This window comes from Halomonas sp. (assembly GCF_052095695.1).
Taxonomy (GTDB): domain Bacteria; phylum Pseudomonadota; class Gammaproteobacteria; order Pseudomonadales; family Halomonadaceae; genus Vreelandella.
In genome coordinates this window covers 17,737-32,940 of record NZ_JBQDLQ010000010.1, presented here as the reverse complement: position 1 = coordinate 32,940, position 15,204 = coordinate 17,737, and the positions used below count along the sequence as shown (strand labels likewise).

Sequence of the window (15,204 nt, the reverse complement as noted above, 5' to 3'; positions counted from 1 at the left end):
CAATCATGCCAAGGTTTCCATTCACGCAACGCGCCGTTCCATAATTTTGCATCGCAAATGGGAACTTTTATTTTTAGAATCCAAACCCTATTTGATAATAAATATCATTAGCAAGCAAATCGTATTATCACGGGGTTCGTCATGCAACAATTTACTCGCCTTACCTTAACCAGCGCTATCGCACTTGCCGCTGTCTCCTCAGCCGCTTATGGTCAAGAAACCGCTCAGCTCAATAATATGGTGGTGACCGCCGCTGGCTATGAGCAGTCGGTAAATAGTGCGCCAGCCAGTATTTCGGTCATTTCTCGTGAAGAGCTGGAGCTTAAGCAGTTTTCCAACATTGCCGAGGCGATTGCTGATGTGCCTGGCGTTGATGTGCGCTCGGGAACAGGTAAAACCGGTGGGTTAAATATTTCCATTCGCGGCATGCCCAGCGAATACACGCTGATTTTAATTGATGGCCGCCGCCAGAACACATCAGGCAGCGTCACGCCAAACGGGTTCGGCGAAACCTCGACCGGCTTTATGCCCCCGCTCTCGGCTATTGAGCGCATTGAGGTAATTCGCGGGCCGATGTCGACACTCTACGGCTCCGACGCCATGGGCGGGGTAGTCAACATTATTACTCGCCGCATAGGCGAGGACTGGGCTGGCTCGGTGACGGTCGAAAATACCTTTCAAGAAGACCGCGATGCCGGCAATAGCTCCGCGATCAGTCTCTATACGTCGGGCCCATTGATCGAAGATACTCTCGGACTACAGCTGCGCGGGCGCCTGTTTGATCGCGACAGCTCCGAACGTATGATTGAAAATAGCGCCGGGCGTGACCCGCGCCCGTCTGAAGCACGCAATTACTCCATTGGCGGCCGCTTAAACTTAACGCCAGATGACAACAACGAATTATGGGTCGATGCCGAGCGCGCTCGCCAAACCTATTCAAACGACGATAATCGGTTAGGCACTCAGGACGGCACCGACCGCAACGGCAACCCTTCTCCAGGCACCTTTAATGGCTATAAGGATGAGCTGCGTTTTAACCGTGACCAGATTGCTATTGGCCACACGGGGCGCTACGCGCCGGGCACTTGGGAAAGTAGCATTACCCATAGCACTACCGAAACCTTTGGTCGTACCCTACCCGCCGGTAGCGCCCCTGACTTTGGTTACGAGGCCCAAGGCGGCGAAGATCGCATCCTTGAAAACCGCGACATTATTGTCGATACCAAGTTTGTTGCCCCCATCGGAGATCATATGGCCACCATTGGCGGGCAGTATATTGACGCCGAATTAAAGGATGGAACAGCAGGCAATATCACCTTCGAACAAACCAGTTGGGCACTGTTTGCCGAGGACGAGTGGCTGCTGCGAGATGATCTTGCGCTGACAGTAGGCGGGCGCTATGAACATCACGACGCCTTTGGCGGCCACTTTAGCCCGCGCGGCTACCTTGTATGGAATACAACGCCCAACTGGACACTGAAAGGCGGCGTGAGCCGCGGCTATAAGACGCCATCACTCAACGATCTTCACGATGGTATCAATGGCTTTGGCGGCCAAGGCACCACGGTCAATCTCGGCTCCCCTGATCTAGAGCCGGAAAAAAGCACCAACTACGAAATCGGTGCTATTTACGACAACCAAAGCGGTTTTGCCACCAGTGCTACCGTTTTCTATAACCGCTTTACCGACCGGATCGCCAGCGCGGCAGACCTGCCCAACTGTCAGTTCGTGAGTAACGGCGAGACCCCAAATGCAGGGCTTGCTAATTGCTTAAGCGTGGGTAACTTTACGCAACAAGAAAGCTTTGGCCAATTAACCAATATTGACGAAGCTGAAACGCGTGGCGTAGAGCTTACCGCAAGCTACCAAATTACACCGGCTTGGCGTGTTAGCGGCGGCTATACCTTTACAGATTCTGAAATCACCTCTGGCGACAACGAAGGAATGGTGCTCACTAATACGCCTGATCACAAACTCACCGCAGACTTAACCTGGGCCATTAATGACCGCTGGAGCACCACCTTAGAAGGAGAGTATTACTCCTCACGGGAGCGCTTCTCCGCAGGCCTGCCAACCTCCGGCGAGACGCTGTCACTCTACGAGCAACTAGGCAACAAACTGAATGGCTATGAGCTATTCAACCTGCGTAGCTCTTATCGTGTGTCTGACAACGTGCGGTTAACCGGTACTATTTATAATCTGTTTGATAAAGACTTCACTAGCTCCGACACCTTTGAACATAACGGTGAAACGTTGCGGGCCTACAACTTCACCCAAACGGGCCGCTCTACCGACGGCGTTGCCTTAGATGGCCGCAGCTTCTGGGTCTCAGCTACCTACGAGTTCTAACCCGTTCCTACTCGCTACTGTTTCAATGCTGACTTGATGCCCCGGCCTTGGCCGGGGCTTTTTTTATGCCTATAAACCCATCGCCAGGAGACAGCGCAGCATCAAAACTCTATCGCTGCGTTCAGTTGCCCAAAGCAGAACAGCATGTTCATTTTTTCGCCTCGAAAAGTGGAACTATTAGCAATAGAATAAATATCTCATATAACAATACATCTCATATGCTAAGAAAAACCATGAGCATCTGTAAGTAATATCATACCAAGGAACTCAAATGCCTCACTTCTCTCGTTGTGCATTAGCAAATGCCATCGGCCTGTCTTCTATGGCCATAGCGACTGCTGCTGTCGCACAAGAAAACGCCACTCTCGACCCGATGGTTGTTACCGCCTCTGGGTACGAGCAGGCCATTGCCGATGCTCCCGCCAGCATCTCGGTGATTAGCGGGGAGGAGCTGAACCGTCAATCCTATAGTGATATTACGGATGCGGTCAGAAACATCCCAGGCGTTTATGTTACTGGTGGAGGTGGAGCTCAAGACATCAGCATCCGGGGTATGGATGATAGCTATACCTTGTATTTGATTGATGGCCGCCCCATTTCCGCCGGGCGGTCCGTCAATACGAACGGCCAGGATAGCGGCAAACAAATCGGCCTGCCCCCCATTGCAATGATTGAGCGTGTTGAAGTCATTCGCGGCCCTATGTCCTCGCTATATGGCTCTCAAGCAATGGGTGGCGTTATCAACATTATTACCAAAAGCGTGCCAGAAGAATGGTCAGGCCAAGTTGTCACCGAGTACACCCACTCTCTCAACGATATCAACAACGACTCGCAGCAAGTTAGCTTCTATACAGGCGGCCCGCTAATAGAAGGACTGCTGGGTTTACGCGTTCATGGTAGCTGGCAAGGAACAGAAGAGAGTGATTACTTAGGCGGTAGCGATAACGCCGAAAGCACCCCAGACAGCGATACACGCCAGATCGGTGCTGAGTTAATACTCACACCAGACGAGCTGAACGAGTACAGTTTCGGCTACACATCATCGGTTAAAGAATTCACACACAACCCTGGCCGAAGCATTGCCACGATAGATAGCCGTGGTAACCCCGCAACTTCGAGCACTTATCGCTACGATAAGGATGTATTCACCCTTGGTCATAAAGGCACTTATGGTGCCTTTATGACGGATACCTACCTGCAACATGATATTTCAGAGCGCGTCAGCCCATCACCTGATGAAAAGCGTGAAGAAGTCACAACCCTTAATAACCAATCAACTTACTTCTGGGGCGATCATATGCTGACCTTTGGTGGTCAGTACCGAGAAGAAGAGCTTGTTGATGATACCAATGGGCTTATTGGCAATAGCCCCAATGCTATGCGTAACGTAGAACGTTGGATTGCCGCGTTGTTCGTAGAAATGGAATGGAGCCTTAAGGATGCCTTTAGCGTTACCACGGGCATGCGTTACGACGACGACGAATTATTCGGTGGCCACCTTTCGCCGCGCGTTTATGCCAATTACCACCTAACGCCTGAATGGACGTTGAAGGGCGGCGTATCTACCGGCTATTCCCAGCCTGGGCTTGCCGCCGCCTCAGAAGGCTTCGGCCGCGGCACCGGCGGCAGTGGCTCTCCCGCTCCCCATTCACGCGCACTCATTATTGGGAACGAAGATCTGAAGCCTGAAACCAGCACGAACTATGAAGCCGGCTTTATCTTTAATAGCTCAGACCGACGCCTTACCTCCAGCATGATGATATTCCATACGCAGTTTGACGATAAAATTGCAGAGGATCGCTACTGCAACACACCAAACGCGGATCGCAACGATCCTTCTACATGGGAATGCCCATACGCCGGCAATGATTATGTTTTCCTTAGTACTTATCGGAATATCGACGAAGCCGAGATGCAAGGCGTAGAGTTCACGCTAGACTACGACTTTACCCAAGATGTGCGCCTAAGCTCTAGCTATACCTATACCGACTCAGAACAAAAATCCGGCGAATTTGCTGGCGAGCCACTGAATAAAATTCCTGAGCATATGTTCAATCTTGCCGTTAACTGGCAGGCAACTCCTGAGTTAAGTCTATGGACACAAGGCAATTACCGTGGCTCCACAAGTGATTATTTAGCTCGGACGAGCATGGGTGATGGCACGCCAGGGTATGGCTTCGTCGATGCCGGTGTCGTTTATGATTTAACTGACCGCGCACAGGTGAAAGCAGGCCTCTACAATATCGCCAACAAAGAGGTGACGAATGATGATTATGGCGTCGTATTAGATGGCCGCCAGTACAATCTGGGCTTAACGTTCAACTTCTAGTGCCTGCTTAACGAACTATCCTGATTTGATCCTTCGCCCCACCTCATGATGGGGCTTTTTATTAGCGGCTGTGTATTTATTTAAGAGCGATAACAAGCAGCACTTTCATTAAATAATGAATGCTAATTATTTGCATTCAATCTTTTAAATGGCACAATAGACAACCCTTAATCGCTGCGGGCCTGACAATGTATGACTTCCACGAACTGTCTGCTTTTGCCGATGTGATGACGACGGGTAGCTTGACACGCAGCGCTCAAAAACTCGGGTTAGCCAAGTCGACCTTAAGCCGTAGAATCAGCCAGCTAGAAGCACGACTCAATCAGCCGCTGTTGAGGCGCCAAGCAAACCGCCTGATTCCAACAGAGGCCGGGCTGCTGTTTCATACTTACTGCATCGAGCTCCTGGCTATGGCTGCCCATAGCCAGGAAGCGCTTTCGGAACTACGCGAGGAAATCAGTGGTGAAATTACACTTGAAGTGCATGGCGCGCTGGCGCGCAGCTGGTTAGCAAGCGCCATTGATGCGTTTCTCAATCGTCACCCAAAGGTAGCGCTAACGCTACACACTCGTGAGACGCCCCCGACGAAAATGGACAGCAATAGCATTCACGTATGGCTTGGCCCACCGCATGAGTGCGGCTTGAATCAGGAGCGTTTGGGGCACTTAAGCCGAGGCCTTTATGCCAGCCCCCAGTATTTAGCTAACGCTGGCATACCCCAACGTCCCGATGAACTTAACCAGCATGCATGGATAGATTTGCTAGGCTCGACCTCAGATGGGTTAATGCTTGCTCACCCTGAACATGGCGAATATACATTTCACCCGCCTCGCTCGCGACTAAAGGTAGACCTCACGAGTCTTCACATTGATGCCATCGCGCGCAGCCAGGGCATTGGTCTTTTATCTCACTGGCTAACCGAGAAGCGTGAGCAGCATCACCCGGGCGAGTTGATTAACTGCCTGCCGGGCTGGGAGCCAATCGCGCTGCCGATCACGCTACTTTATGCCTACGGCCATCAAACGCGACGTACTCATGCACTGCTAGAGTTTTTGCGTAGCCAGATACCGCTACAATGGAAAGCCTCTGCCGCCGTGATTTAGTGTAATTGGCGTGTTTGCCTTGCCAGCAAGACCACTGATTAACGACAATAGCTGGCTGACGACTGCCAGGGACCGTAAATGCTTGCCGAACTTTTTGCCGTTATGGCGCCCGTATTAGCCGGTGCAGGACTTGGCTTTCTATGGATACGCTTAGGCCAGCCCTACCCGGTCGACTTCATCACCCGACTAGTGTTTAACATCGGCACACCATCGTTGGTGTTAGCCTCGCTGGCAGGTGCTGATATTGATGCTGCCACGTTTGGACAGACAATGCTGGCCTCAGCGCTGGTGATTATCACCATGGGAGCGGCCACCTTTCTGGTGGCAAGACTGTTGCGCCGGAACTGGCGCGTATTGCTGGCCCCCATGATGTACCCCAACACCGGCAACATGGGGTTACCCGTGGTGCTTTACGCCTTTGGTAGTGCAGGGTTTGCTTACGGCATCACGGTCATGGTCACCGTGTCACTGTTTCAGTTTACTCTAGGCGCTGCGCTTAATAGCCAGGGCAATCCGTTCAAAACCCTTATCAAAACGCCCACTGTCTACGCCATTATCATTTCTATGGCGCTGCTACTGACCGGCACCTCACTGCCGCCGTGGCTGGCAAACACGGTGGACTTAATGTCAGGGTTCACGGTACCGCTTATGCTGATTACGCTAGGCGTGTCGCTGGCCAGCATTCAGGTTAAAAACCTACGTTCAGGTTTGGGCTTTAGTCTGGTGCGCGTGCCGCTCGCCGCTGCCGCCGCTTGGTTCATTGCCGGCTGGGTCGGCCTACCACCGCTGGCACAAAGCATTTTAGTGGTGCAGATGTGCATGCCCGTGGCGGTGTTCAACTATCTGTTTGCTCAGCGTGCCCAGCGTGAACCCGCCTATGTGGCAAGCCTCGTCTTTTGCTCTACGCTACTCGCACTGATTTATCTGCCGGTACTACTCGCCTTACTCATGTAAGCTGGTCATCTAAGCCTGCCTAGGGAACCCCTGCACTGAAGAAGAGTCACTGCTAGACATACTGATTATGTTGATTTGCGCTGACACCATTACCAGAGGACACGCTATGCATGATGTGGACCAGACGAGTCTAACCGCCCGTTTACTAATTCCCGCCGTTAGCGGACTAGTGTTGGCAAGCATAATTAGCACAGCGAATGCAGAAGCCATTCAAGGCTCACTGGAAACCGATTCTCTCAATATTTCAATTGAGCTTATCGCCGAGGGCTTTGAACACCCTTGGGCCGTGGCATTTTTACCTGATGGCCGTTACTTGGTTAGCGAACAAAGCGGGCAGTTGAAGCTACTCGACCCTGAAAGTGGTGACATCAACACGCTGGAAGGCATGCCTGATGTGAATAACCAAGGTCAAGGTGGCTTATTGGATATCGTGCTGCATCACGATTTTGGTCAGGATAGTGGCGATGGCAGCAACAACTGGATTTACTTTACCTGGAGCAAGGCCGACGGCAGCAACAGTCAGACCGCACTTTCCCGCGTCAAATGGCAGGGCAATGAACTGGGTGAGGTGGAACACTTATTTGCACAAGATCGCGCCTCTGGGCCTGGGCGTCACTACGGCTCACGTCTAGCATGGCTGCCTGACGGCACGCTGCTAATGAGTATCGGCGACCGCGGCAGCGACCCTTCTCGCGCCCAGGCAAGCGATGACCATGCAGGCTCCACCCTGCGCCTTACCGACACAGGCGGCGTTCCTGATGACAACCCTTTTGTTGATGATGATGCAACCCTGGATGAAATCTACACTATGGGTAATCGCAATATTCAGGGCATGACGGTAATGCGCAACGGCGAAGCCTGGGTCTCAGAGCATGGCCCGAGCACTGGCGACGAGCTTAATCATATAGAAGCAGGCCTTAACTACGGCTGGCCCGACGTTAGCCAAGGCAATGACTACGCCACGAATGAGCCTATTGGTGAAACCTCCCTGCCCGGCATGACCGACCCGGCCTACGTGTTTGAAGGCCGTTTTGCGCCCGCCGGGCTTGCTGAAGTGACCAGTGCCGCGTTTGGTGACTGGGAAGGCAGCTTACTGGCTGGCGGATTAGGCAGCGAAAAACTGCTGCGCCTGCGCTTAGAGAACGGCAGCGTCGTCGAAGAGGAGCGGATTCTGGAAGGCCAGATAGGGCGTATCAGGGATGTGCGCCAAGGCCCGGATGATGCTATCTATGTGTTGACGGATGACCCGCGGGGTGGCTTATATCGTCTGCGGCCCGCCGATCAATAGTCATTTCATTCACTCGCGTGCAGCCCCGGTAACACTGCCCGTCACTACTCAGCATTAAGGCCACCATGGATATCGCATGCGACTACGCAATTTAATTATTCTGACGGTGATTGTGCCGCTGTTTGTGATCCTGGTGGTTTTTAGCTTAGTCGCTATTAAGTCGCTTGAAGATAACGTACGCTCCAAACTACAGACCGAAGTCGAAATTATTACCCGCGCGTTAAGCACCTCACTTAGCTATTCCATCACGCCGGGCAGCGATACATCGCTTGAAGAAGCCCTACAGTCAGCGTTCTCTTTCCACCGCATTTACGGTGCCTATGTGTTTGATACCGATGGGCGCGATATTTATGGACTGGGTCTAGGCAAAGACATTTTTAGCCGTGAAGAGATCCAGCAGGTCATTGAACGCGACGATCTTTATAGCAATTATCGCGAGCACGATGGCTGGAACTATTACTCTGCCTTAACGCCATTACGCGCCCAAAATGGTACCGTGTACGGCGTGCTCCAGGTCAACCGGCTCAATACTGGCATCGAAACCTACACGGGCTTTATTAGCATCGTCGCCGTGCTGGTATTTGTGGTGGGTGCAGGAGGAATCGTACTCAGTATTTGGTGGGGATTCCGCCGTTATATAGAGCGCCCGCTGAATCGATTACTCCACGTTATGCTGCTGGTAGAAGACGGTGATCGTAGTCAACGCGCGGTTGAAAATGGCCCCACCGAATATCGCCGCCTCGCATCAGGGTTAAACGGCATGCTTGATGCGATGGCTGGGAAGGATCACGATATCGAAGACCGTCAGCGGCGCGAAATTGAGCTTGAGAAACGCTTACGAAAATCGAAAAAACTCGCTGAATTAGGCGTGCTGGCCGCGGGCGTTGCCCATGAGATAGGCGCCCCGCTGACGGTCATCAATGGCCAGGCACAGCGCCTTGCTCGGCGCGATGTGATTGGCGATGACGAACGCGCCCGGCTAGGCCGCATTCGCAGTGAGGTGGAACGTATTGTTGAAATCGTGCGCCAGCTAATGGAGCTAGGCCGCCAGCATAATGTTGAGAAAGGCAGCCAGGCGCTCGATAAACTTATTAAGAGCGCCAGCGACTTGGTGGAGGATGAACTAGAGCCACGCAATATTCGTCTGGTCATTGAATTACCATCGCCGACACCCAACTTATTAGCGGACGGCCAACAAATTATTCAGGTACTTACCAATTTACTGCGCAATGCAGCACAAGCACCCGACGTCAGCTGCATTCGCCTACACGCCCAACAGAACGATCACGAGCTAATCATATGGGTAGAAGATGATGGCCCAGGCATCCCCACTCCCCATCATCTTAAAGTGTTCGATCCATTTTTTACCACCAAACCCGTTGGCCAAGGCAGCGGCTTGGGGCTTTCCATGGTACATCGCATTATTAACGACCACCGCGGTACGATTGGCGTATTTGACAGTGCTCTTGGCGGCGCTGGATTTGAAATTACACTCCCCCTTGGTGAAACCGCATCCGCGTGAGGACAACATTTGTGACCCATCAGGAACACCTTTTACCTTTGCTAGTGGTGGAAGACGACACCGCGATACGTGAGTTATTAGAAGAAGAGCTGCAGGATGCCGGCTACACAACGCTGGGTGTCCCTAGCGCAGAAGAGGCGGTTGCCTTACTGAGCCATACCACGGTTTCGCTCGTCATCACGGACGTGCGGCTACCTGGCATGACTGGCATTCAACTGCTTCAACAGCTACGCCAAGCAGGCAGTGAGCTGGGTATTATTGTCATTACTGCATTCGGCACCATTGACCAAGCTGTCGAAGCGCTAAAATTGGGCGCTGACGACTTTTTGACCAAGCCGCTGGACCTTGATGCCATTCGCGATGCGGTATTCCGCGTATTGGAAAGGCAGCGCTTGGCAGTCTCCCACGACACTAACGTCAGCCACTTCCACGGTATTGTGGGCAAAAGCCCGGTGATGCAGGCGCTTTTTCACGATGCGTCACGCCTCGCCAAAAGCGCTGCTCCGATTCTGATTTTAGGTGAAAGCGGTACCGGTAAAGAGCTTTTGGCCCGCGCTATTCACCAGGAAAGCTCTCGCAATGATCAACCGTTTGTACCGGTCAACTGCGCAAGCATCCCGGCTGACTTGATGGAAAGCGAATTTTTTGGCCATGTTAAGGGCGCGTTTACCGGTGCTAACGAAGCGCGTAAAGGCCTATTTCACAGCGCCCAAGGTGGTAGCCTATTTCTAGACGAAATTGGTGAAATGCCGATTAACCTTCAAGCCAAGCTACTGCGCGCACTGCAAGAAAAAACCGTACGCCCGGTGGGTGGTGAGCGTGAAGAGCCGGTAGATGTTCGCATCATTGCCGCGACGCACCGCAATTTAAGCAAAGAAATAGAGCAAGAAAACTTCCGCAGTGACTTGTTCTATCGCCTAGAGACTTTCTCGCTCCGCATTCCTCCATTGCGCGAACGCGGCACCGATATTGAGCATCTCGTTTTTGCACTAATCGATAAGCATGCCGAGGCCCAGGGCAAGCAGATAGAAAAATTTGAGCCGGAAGCACTCAACAGCCTTCTTAACTACCCCTACCCAGGCAACGTCCGCGAATTAGAAAACGCCATTATGCGCGCGGTAACGTTAAGTGAAGACGGCTCACTCAACCATACAGATCTACCCGAGCGGCTGCGCGTCAATTCCGTTTCTGATGCGGGCGCTCCGCTAGTGGCAACGCTTAGCGGCGAAGTGCTTGCGGCAAGCCAGGTATCAACGCCCGCCACTGCCCGCTGGCCCAGCTTAGAAGAAGTTGAAAAGCGCTATATCAACAAAGTATTGGAAGCAACTGGCGGCAATAAACGTCGCACGGCTGAGGTGTTGGGCATTGCCCGTAGAACGCTGTATCGGCGCTTAGAAGACAACGAAGAATAGCAGGCATGGCGCCAGCCAGAACGTTAATCGCTATACAAAACTAAAGACCGCAAAACCAAAAAAGAGACATAAAAAAACCCCCGCGGGCGCGGGGGCGAAAAGGATGATAAATCGTGTGGAGCAGCCGCAGGGAACAGACAGCTGAGTCGACTTATCATCATAGGGACTGATACTTCCTGTCCAAGCGCTAACCTCACCCTTGAAGTTAAGCTAAAAACAGAACTTACGTATTACTTGATGTTTCATCATCTGCATTGCTGTCACCAGGCATTGGATCAGTGCCTTTGCCGAATCCTGCTTCATCTTCACTAGGGTTCATAGTGCCTTCAGCAGGCTCATCCATTGTGTCTCCGGGCATAGTCTCGTCACTAGACATAGGATCCTCAGGGGGCCTAGGATCCTCAGAGGGCATAGCCTCTTCAGAAGGCATAGAACCTTCAGCCCCGGCACCCGTATTCTGATTCATTGAACCTTGAGCCGCAGGATCGCCATTTAATCCAGGATCCTGCTCCATGGCTGGCTCTTCGCTCATGCCAGCAGCAGGTTCAGCTGTCGTATCTTGCTCTAACGGAGCAGATTCTTCAGCAGGCGGCGGTACAGCTGCGTCGTCTCCGCTATCTCCACAGCCAGCCAAAACGATAACGCTGGCGGCGGTCGCCATCATGCAGAGTGTCAGCCAGTGAGGACGCTTGGTTGAATGCTGATCAGTGGTTTGATTATCGGTCATAGCCAGATCGTTATTAACGCGGTCACATTGCTTGTCCATAATTACCACCTCTAATCTTGAAACTAATAAAGCTCGCTATCCCACAGATAGCTTCAACTTGAAATATTACTGATACGCTTTCCTTACACTTCGCGTGCCACTTATCTTTTTTTAAAAAAATAGTACTTTAAAAACAGTATCTTAAAAAATAAAAAAGTATTGCTTATATTATTTATCATTCACACTTGATGGGTAAAAAATGACACATGTGGCGTTAGTTGCCGCGTTGAACGGGCCGTTGTGACACACAGACCCTACACATGTATAATAATTAGTAATAAATCACTCAGCTGAATCTCTTATTTTTTTATGAATAGCGTGTATCGCTGCCTCCATTGCCATGGCCCCTCTCATCCATGGGGTCTAAACGGAGTGACGCTGCACGGCTACTCTGCTCAACAAAAGGCATCGTCGATGGATCAAACACGACCCGTCAAAATTCAAGTGCGCGGTTTAAGTAAAGTCTTTGGCAAGCATCCCCAAAAAGCCATTGAGCTTCGCAACCAAGGCATGAAGCGTCCAGAGATTCTGGAAAAAACAGGCCAGACACTCGGGCTTTCCAATATCTCCTTTGATGTCTATGAGGGAGAGCTGCTAGTTATCATGGGACTGTCAGGATCTGGCAAATCAACGCTGATCCGCTGTCTCAACCGTCTTATTGAAACCACCGAAGGTGAGATCATCATCGACGGTGAGAACATTCCAACCTTAAAAGACAAGGCGCTTTTAGAGTGCCGTCGTCGTCACTTTTCGATGGTATTTCAGAATTTTGCACTCTTTCCTCATCGCACCGTTCAACAGAATGCTGAATTTGGCCTAGAGGTTCGCGGCGTTGAGAAGACTGAACGGCATGAAATTGCCCACCGTTCGCTCAAGCAGGTTGGCCTTGAAGGCTGGGAGGATGCTTATCCCAATCAGCTTTCTGGCGGCATGCAGCAGCGCGTTGGCTTAGCGCGCGCGCTGGCCAACGATGCGACGGTGCTATTGATGGACGAAGCCTTCTCGGCACTCGACCCGCTGATTCGTAAAGACATGCAACAAGAGCTTTTGCAGTTGCAGTCTAAAATGCAAAAGACCACGGTCTTCATTACTCATGATCTCGATGAAGCACTCAACATTGGCGACCGGATCGTGCTGCTGAAAGATGGCGAAGTCGTGCAAATTGGCACGCCCGAAGAGATTCTCACCCAACCGGCAGATGACTACGTTCGGCGCTTTATCCAAGGCGTTGATCGCGCACGCATATTAACCGCTGAAAGTGCTATGCGTCCCTTGCGCTCCACCGCTCGCGATAGCGATGGCCCCCGCACTGCGCTACACCGTATGCGTGACCATAGCATCGACTCTATCTATGTTGTCGACCGTGACCGTCGCTTGCTCGGTTTATTAGAGGCTGATGCGGCTAGCCGCGCAATTGACGAAGGTGCCAGCTCCATCACCCCCTACTTAACTCAAGATTTCCGCAAAGTTCCCATGGACAAACCGCTGCAGAACCTGTTTGCCATGTTCAGTGAAAAAAGCTTCCCCATCGCCGTTACTGACCAGCAACAGCAGCTGCTGGGCGTGGTGGTAAAAGGCGCGGTACTCGATGAACTGGCACGAGCAGGAGAGCAATAATGGATATCCCTCGCATTCCGCTTGGCAATTGGATCGAAACGGGTCTGACATGGTTGACCAGCGAATACTCATCGGTAACCCGGGGCATCTCGCGCTTCACTCAAACCGGCATTGATGTCTTAAACGATAGCTTAATGTGGCTACCTGAATGGGCGCTGCTGGCGCTGATTGCGCTTTTATGCTGGAAACTGGCCGGCCCTCGCTTAGCCATTGGCGCTATTGCGGGCCTAGCGCTGATTTGGAATCTGGGGCTGTGGAACCCCATGATTGAGACGCTCACCCTGGTCGTCTTTGCTACCTTCGTTGCCGTGATTATTGCGCTACCGGTGGGCATTACAGCGGCCTTATCGGACCGGCTTTACCGGTTCATCATGCCGACGCTAGATTTTATGCAGACCATGCCGGCCTTCGTGTATTTGATTCCCGCGATTCCATTTTTCGGCATTGGCTCGGTATCGGCTATTTTCGCGACCGTTATTTTTTCAATGCCGCCAGCGATACGCTTTACAACGCTAGGCATTCGCCAAGTACCGGTAGAGCTGATTGAGGCCGCCGACGCCTATGGCGCAACGCGGAGTCAGAAACTATTCAAAGTACAGCTGCCACTCTCGTTACCGACGGTGATGGCAGGTATCAACCAGACCATTATGCTCGCCCTTTCCATGGTAGTAATTGCCGCGATGATTGGTGCAGATGGGCTAGGCAGCGAGGTGTGGCGCGCCATTCAGCGTCTGCGCCCTGGTGATGGTTTTGAAGCAGGTATTGCGGTCGTGATTCTGGCGATGTTGCTTGATCGCTTAACACAGTCGCTCAGAAAAACACGGCAATAGTGCAAATAGCAGTAGAACGACACATTAATAAATCTATACCCAAGGGAGAACGTGAATGAAATATCGCACATTGAACCTCCGCATCCGTATGGCCTCGCTGGCCCTATTAACCGGCACCGGTATCGCGGTTAGCAGCGCGGCGCAAGCCGAAGAAGACAAAGGCTCGATTAACCTGGCCTATGTGGAGTGGTCATCTGAAGTTGCTTCCACCAACGTTATTGCCGCCGTGCTTGAACAAGCGGGTTATGAGGTTGACCTTACCTCTCTCTCAGCAGCGGCCATGTTCCAGGCGCTTTCTACGGGTGACGCGGACGCTATCGTTGCCGCTTGGCTACCGACCACCCATGCTGAATACATGGAACGCGTAGGTGACAGCACTGAAGATCTAGGCGCTAATCTCGACGGCACTAAGCTGGGCCTCGTTGTGCCCGAGTACGCCGATATTGACTCCATTGCGGATCTTAACGATAACGCCGACAGCTTTAATGGCGAGATCATCGGTATTGACCCCGGTGCAGGCTTGATGGCGCTGTCCGAAAAGGTTGTGGATACCTATGACCTTGGGCTGAATCTGCGTAGTGGCAGTGGCGCCACTATGACAGCGGCACTCGCTAGCGCCATCAACAACGAAGAAAATATCGTTGTTACCGGCTGGACCCCTCACTGGATGTTCGCTCGCTTTGATCTTAAATACCTAGATGATCCGGAAAACGTTTACGGTGGTGCGGAGCAGATCCACACGGTTGTTCGTCAAGGCCTGGAAGACGACATGCCCGAAGCCTACGCCATTCTCGATGCCTTCGAGTGGACACCAGAGCAGATGGGCGAAGTCATGCTTCTCAATCAGGAAGATGGAAGCGATCCCTACGAAAATGCCAAACAGTGGGTTGAAGACAACCAAGACGTAGTCGAACAGTGGCTAGGTAGCTAAGACTGTACAGCTAAACAAGCTTGTCGCTTCGACGGCGGAGAGCTTTGTCCTCTGTCGTCGTTGTAAATCTATTTATTATGCAAGGCAACGCATAATACGTTGA

The 15,204-nt window shown here is 52.1% G+C and carries 11 protein-coding genes; 10 read left to right on the top strand and 1 reads right to left on the bottom strand.

Annotated elements, in window-relative coordinates; all coding sequences use genetic code 11:
- Nucleotides 1-141: 141 nt before the first annotated feature.
- From ACTH5D_RS03375 to ACTH5D_RS03345, 7 genes are all read left to right on the top strand, one after another.
- Nucleotides 142-2,349 (top strand): TonB-dependent receptor domain-containing protein, encoded by a 2,208-nt coding sequence (locus ACTH5D_RS03375; RefSeq protein ID WP_441668387.1) that lies wholly within the window; start codon nucleotides 142-144, stop codon nucleotides 2,347-2,349.
- Nucleotides 2,350-2,620: 271 nt separating this feature from the next.
- A complete protein-coding gene (locus tag ACTH5D_RS03370) occupies nucleotides 2,621-4,678 on the top strand; it encodes a TonB-dependent receptor domain-containing protein (protein ID WP_441668385.1) in 2,058 nt (685 codons plus the stop codon).
- Between the two features lie 188 nt (nucleotides 4,679-4,866).
- Nucleotides 4,867-5,781, top strand: a complete 915-nt coding sequence (locus ACTH5D_RS03365; protein WP_441668383.1) for a LysR family transcriptional regulator — start codon at nucleotides 4,867-4,869, stop codon at nucleotides 5,779-5,781.
- Nucleotides 5,782-5,859: 78 nt separating this feature from the next.
- Complete coding sequence (locus ACTH5D_RS03360) at nucleotides 5,860-6,735, top strand: AEC family transporter (protein ID WP_441668381.1); 876 nt, start codon at nucleotides 5,860-5,862, stop codon at nucleotides 6,733-6,735.
- A gap of 106 nt (nucleotides 6,736-6,841) precedes the next feature.
- Nucleotides 6,842-8,023 carry a PQQ-dependent sugar dehydrogenase gene (locus ACTH5D_RS03355; protein WP_441668379.1) on the top strand — a complete coding sequence of 394 codons (1,182 nt, stop codon included), beginning with the start codon at nucleotides 6,842-6,844 and terminating at the stop codon, nucleotides 8,021-8,023.
- A gap of 76 nt (nucleotides 8,024-8,099) precedes the next feature.
- Nucleotides 8,100-9,545: an ATP-binding protein gene (locus tag ACTH5D_RS03350; protein WP_441668377.1), complete on the top strand. Its 1,446-nt coding sequence runs from the start codon at nucleotides 8,100-8,102 to the stop codon at nucleotides 9,543-9,545.
- Between the two features lie 11 nt (nucleotides 9,546-9,556).
- Nucleotides 9,557-10,957, top strand: a complete 1,401-nt coding sequence (locus ACTH5D_RS03345; protein ID WP_441668375.1) for a sigma-54-dependent transcriptional regulator — start codon at nucleotides 9,557-9,559, stop codon at nucleotides 10,955-10,957.
- 223 nt (nucleotides 10,958-11,180) lie between these two features.
- On the opposite strand, the gene ACTH5D_RS03340 is transcribed toward ACTH5D_RS03345, so the two are convergent.
- Nucleotides 11,181-11,723 (bottom strand): hypothetical protein, encoded by a 543-nt coding sequence (locus tag ACTH5D_RS03340; RefSeq protein WP_441668373.1) that lies wholly within the window; start codon nucleotides 11,721-11,723, stop codon nucleotides 11,181-11,183.
- A gap of 414 nt (nucleotides 11,724-12,137) precedes the next feature.
- Between ACTH5D_RS03340 and ACTH5D_RS03335 the strand changes: the two genes are divergently transcribed.
- From ACTH5D_RS03335 to ACTH5D_RS03325, 3 genes are read left to right on the top strand one after another with little or no spacing between them, the layout of a single operon-like run.
- Nucleotides 12,138-13,340 (top strand): quaternary amine ABC transporter ATP-binding protein, encoded by a 1,203-nt coding sequence (locus tag ACTH5D_RS03335; RefSeq protein WP_441668371.1) that lies wholly within the window; start codon nucleotides 12,138-12,140, stop codon nucleotides 13,338-13,340.
- Nucleotides 13,340-14,170, top strand: coding sequence for an ABC transporter permease (locus ACTH5D_RS03330; RefSeq protein WP_096278557.1), 831 nt, complete (start codon nucleotides 13,340-13,342; stop codon nucleotides 14,168-14,170). Before ACTH5D_RS03335 ends, ACTH5D_RS03330 begins: the two co-directional genes overlap by 1 nt.
- Before the next feature lie 55 nt (nucleotides 14,171-14,225).
- Complete coding sequence (locus tag ACTH5D_RS03325) at nucleotides 14,226-15,101, top strand: glycine betaine ABC transporter substrate-binding protein (RefSeq protein ID WP_441668368.1); 876 nt, start codon at nucleotides 14,226-14,228, stop codon at nucleotides 15,099-15,101.
- Nucleotides 15,102-15,204: the final 103 nt, after the last annotated feature.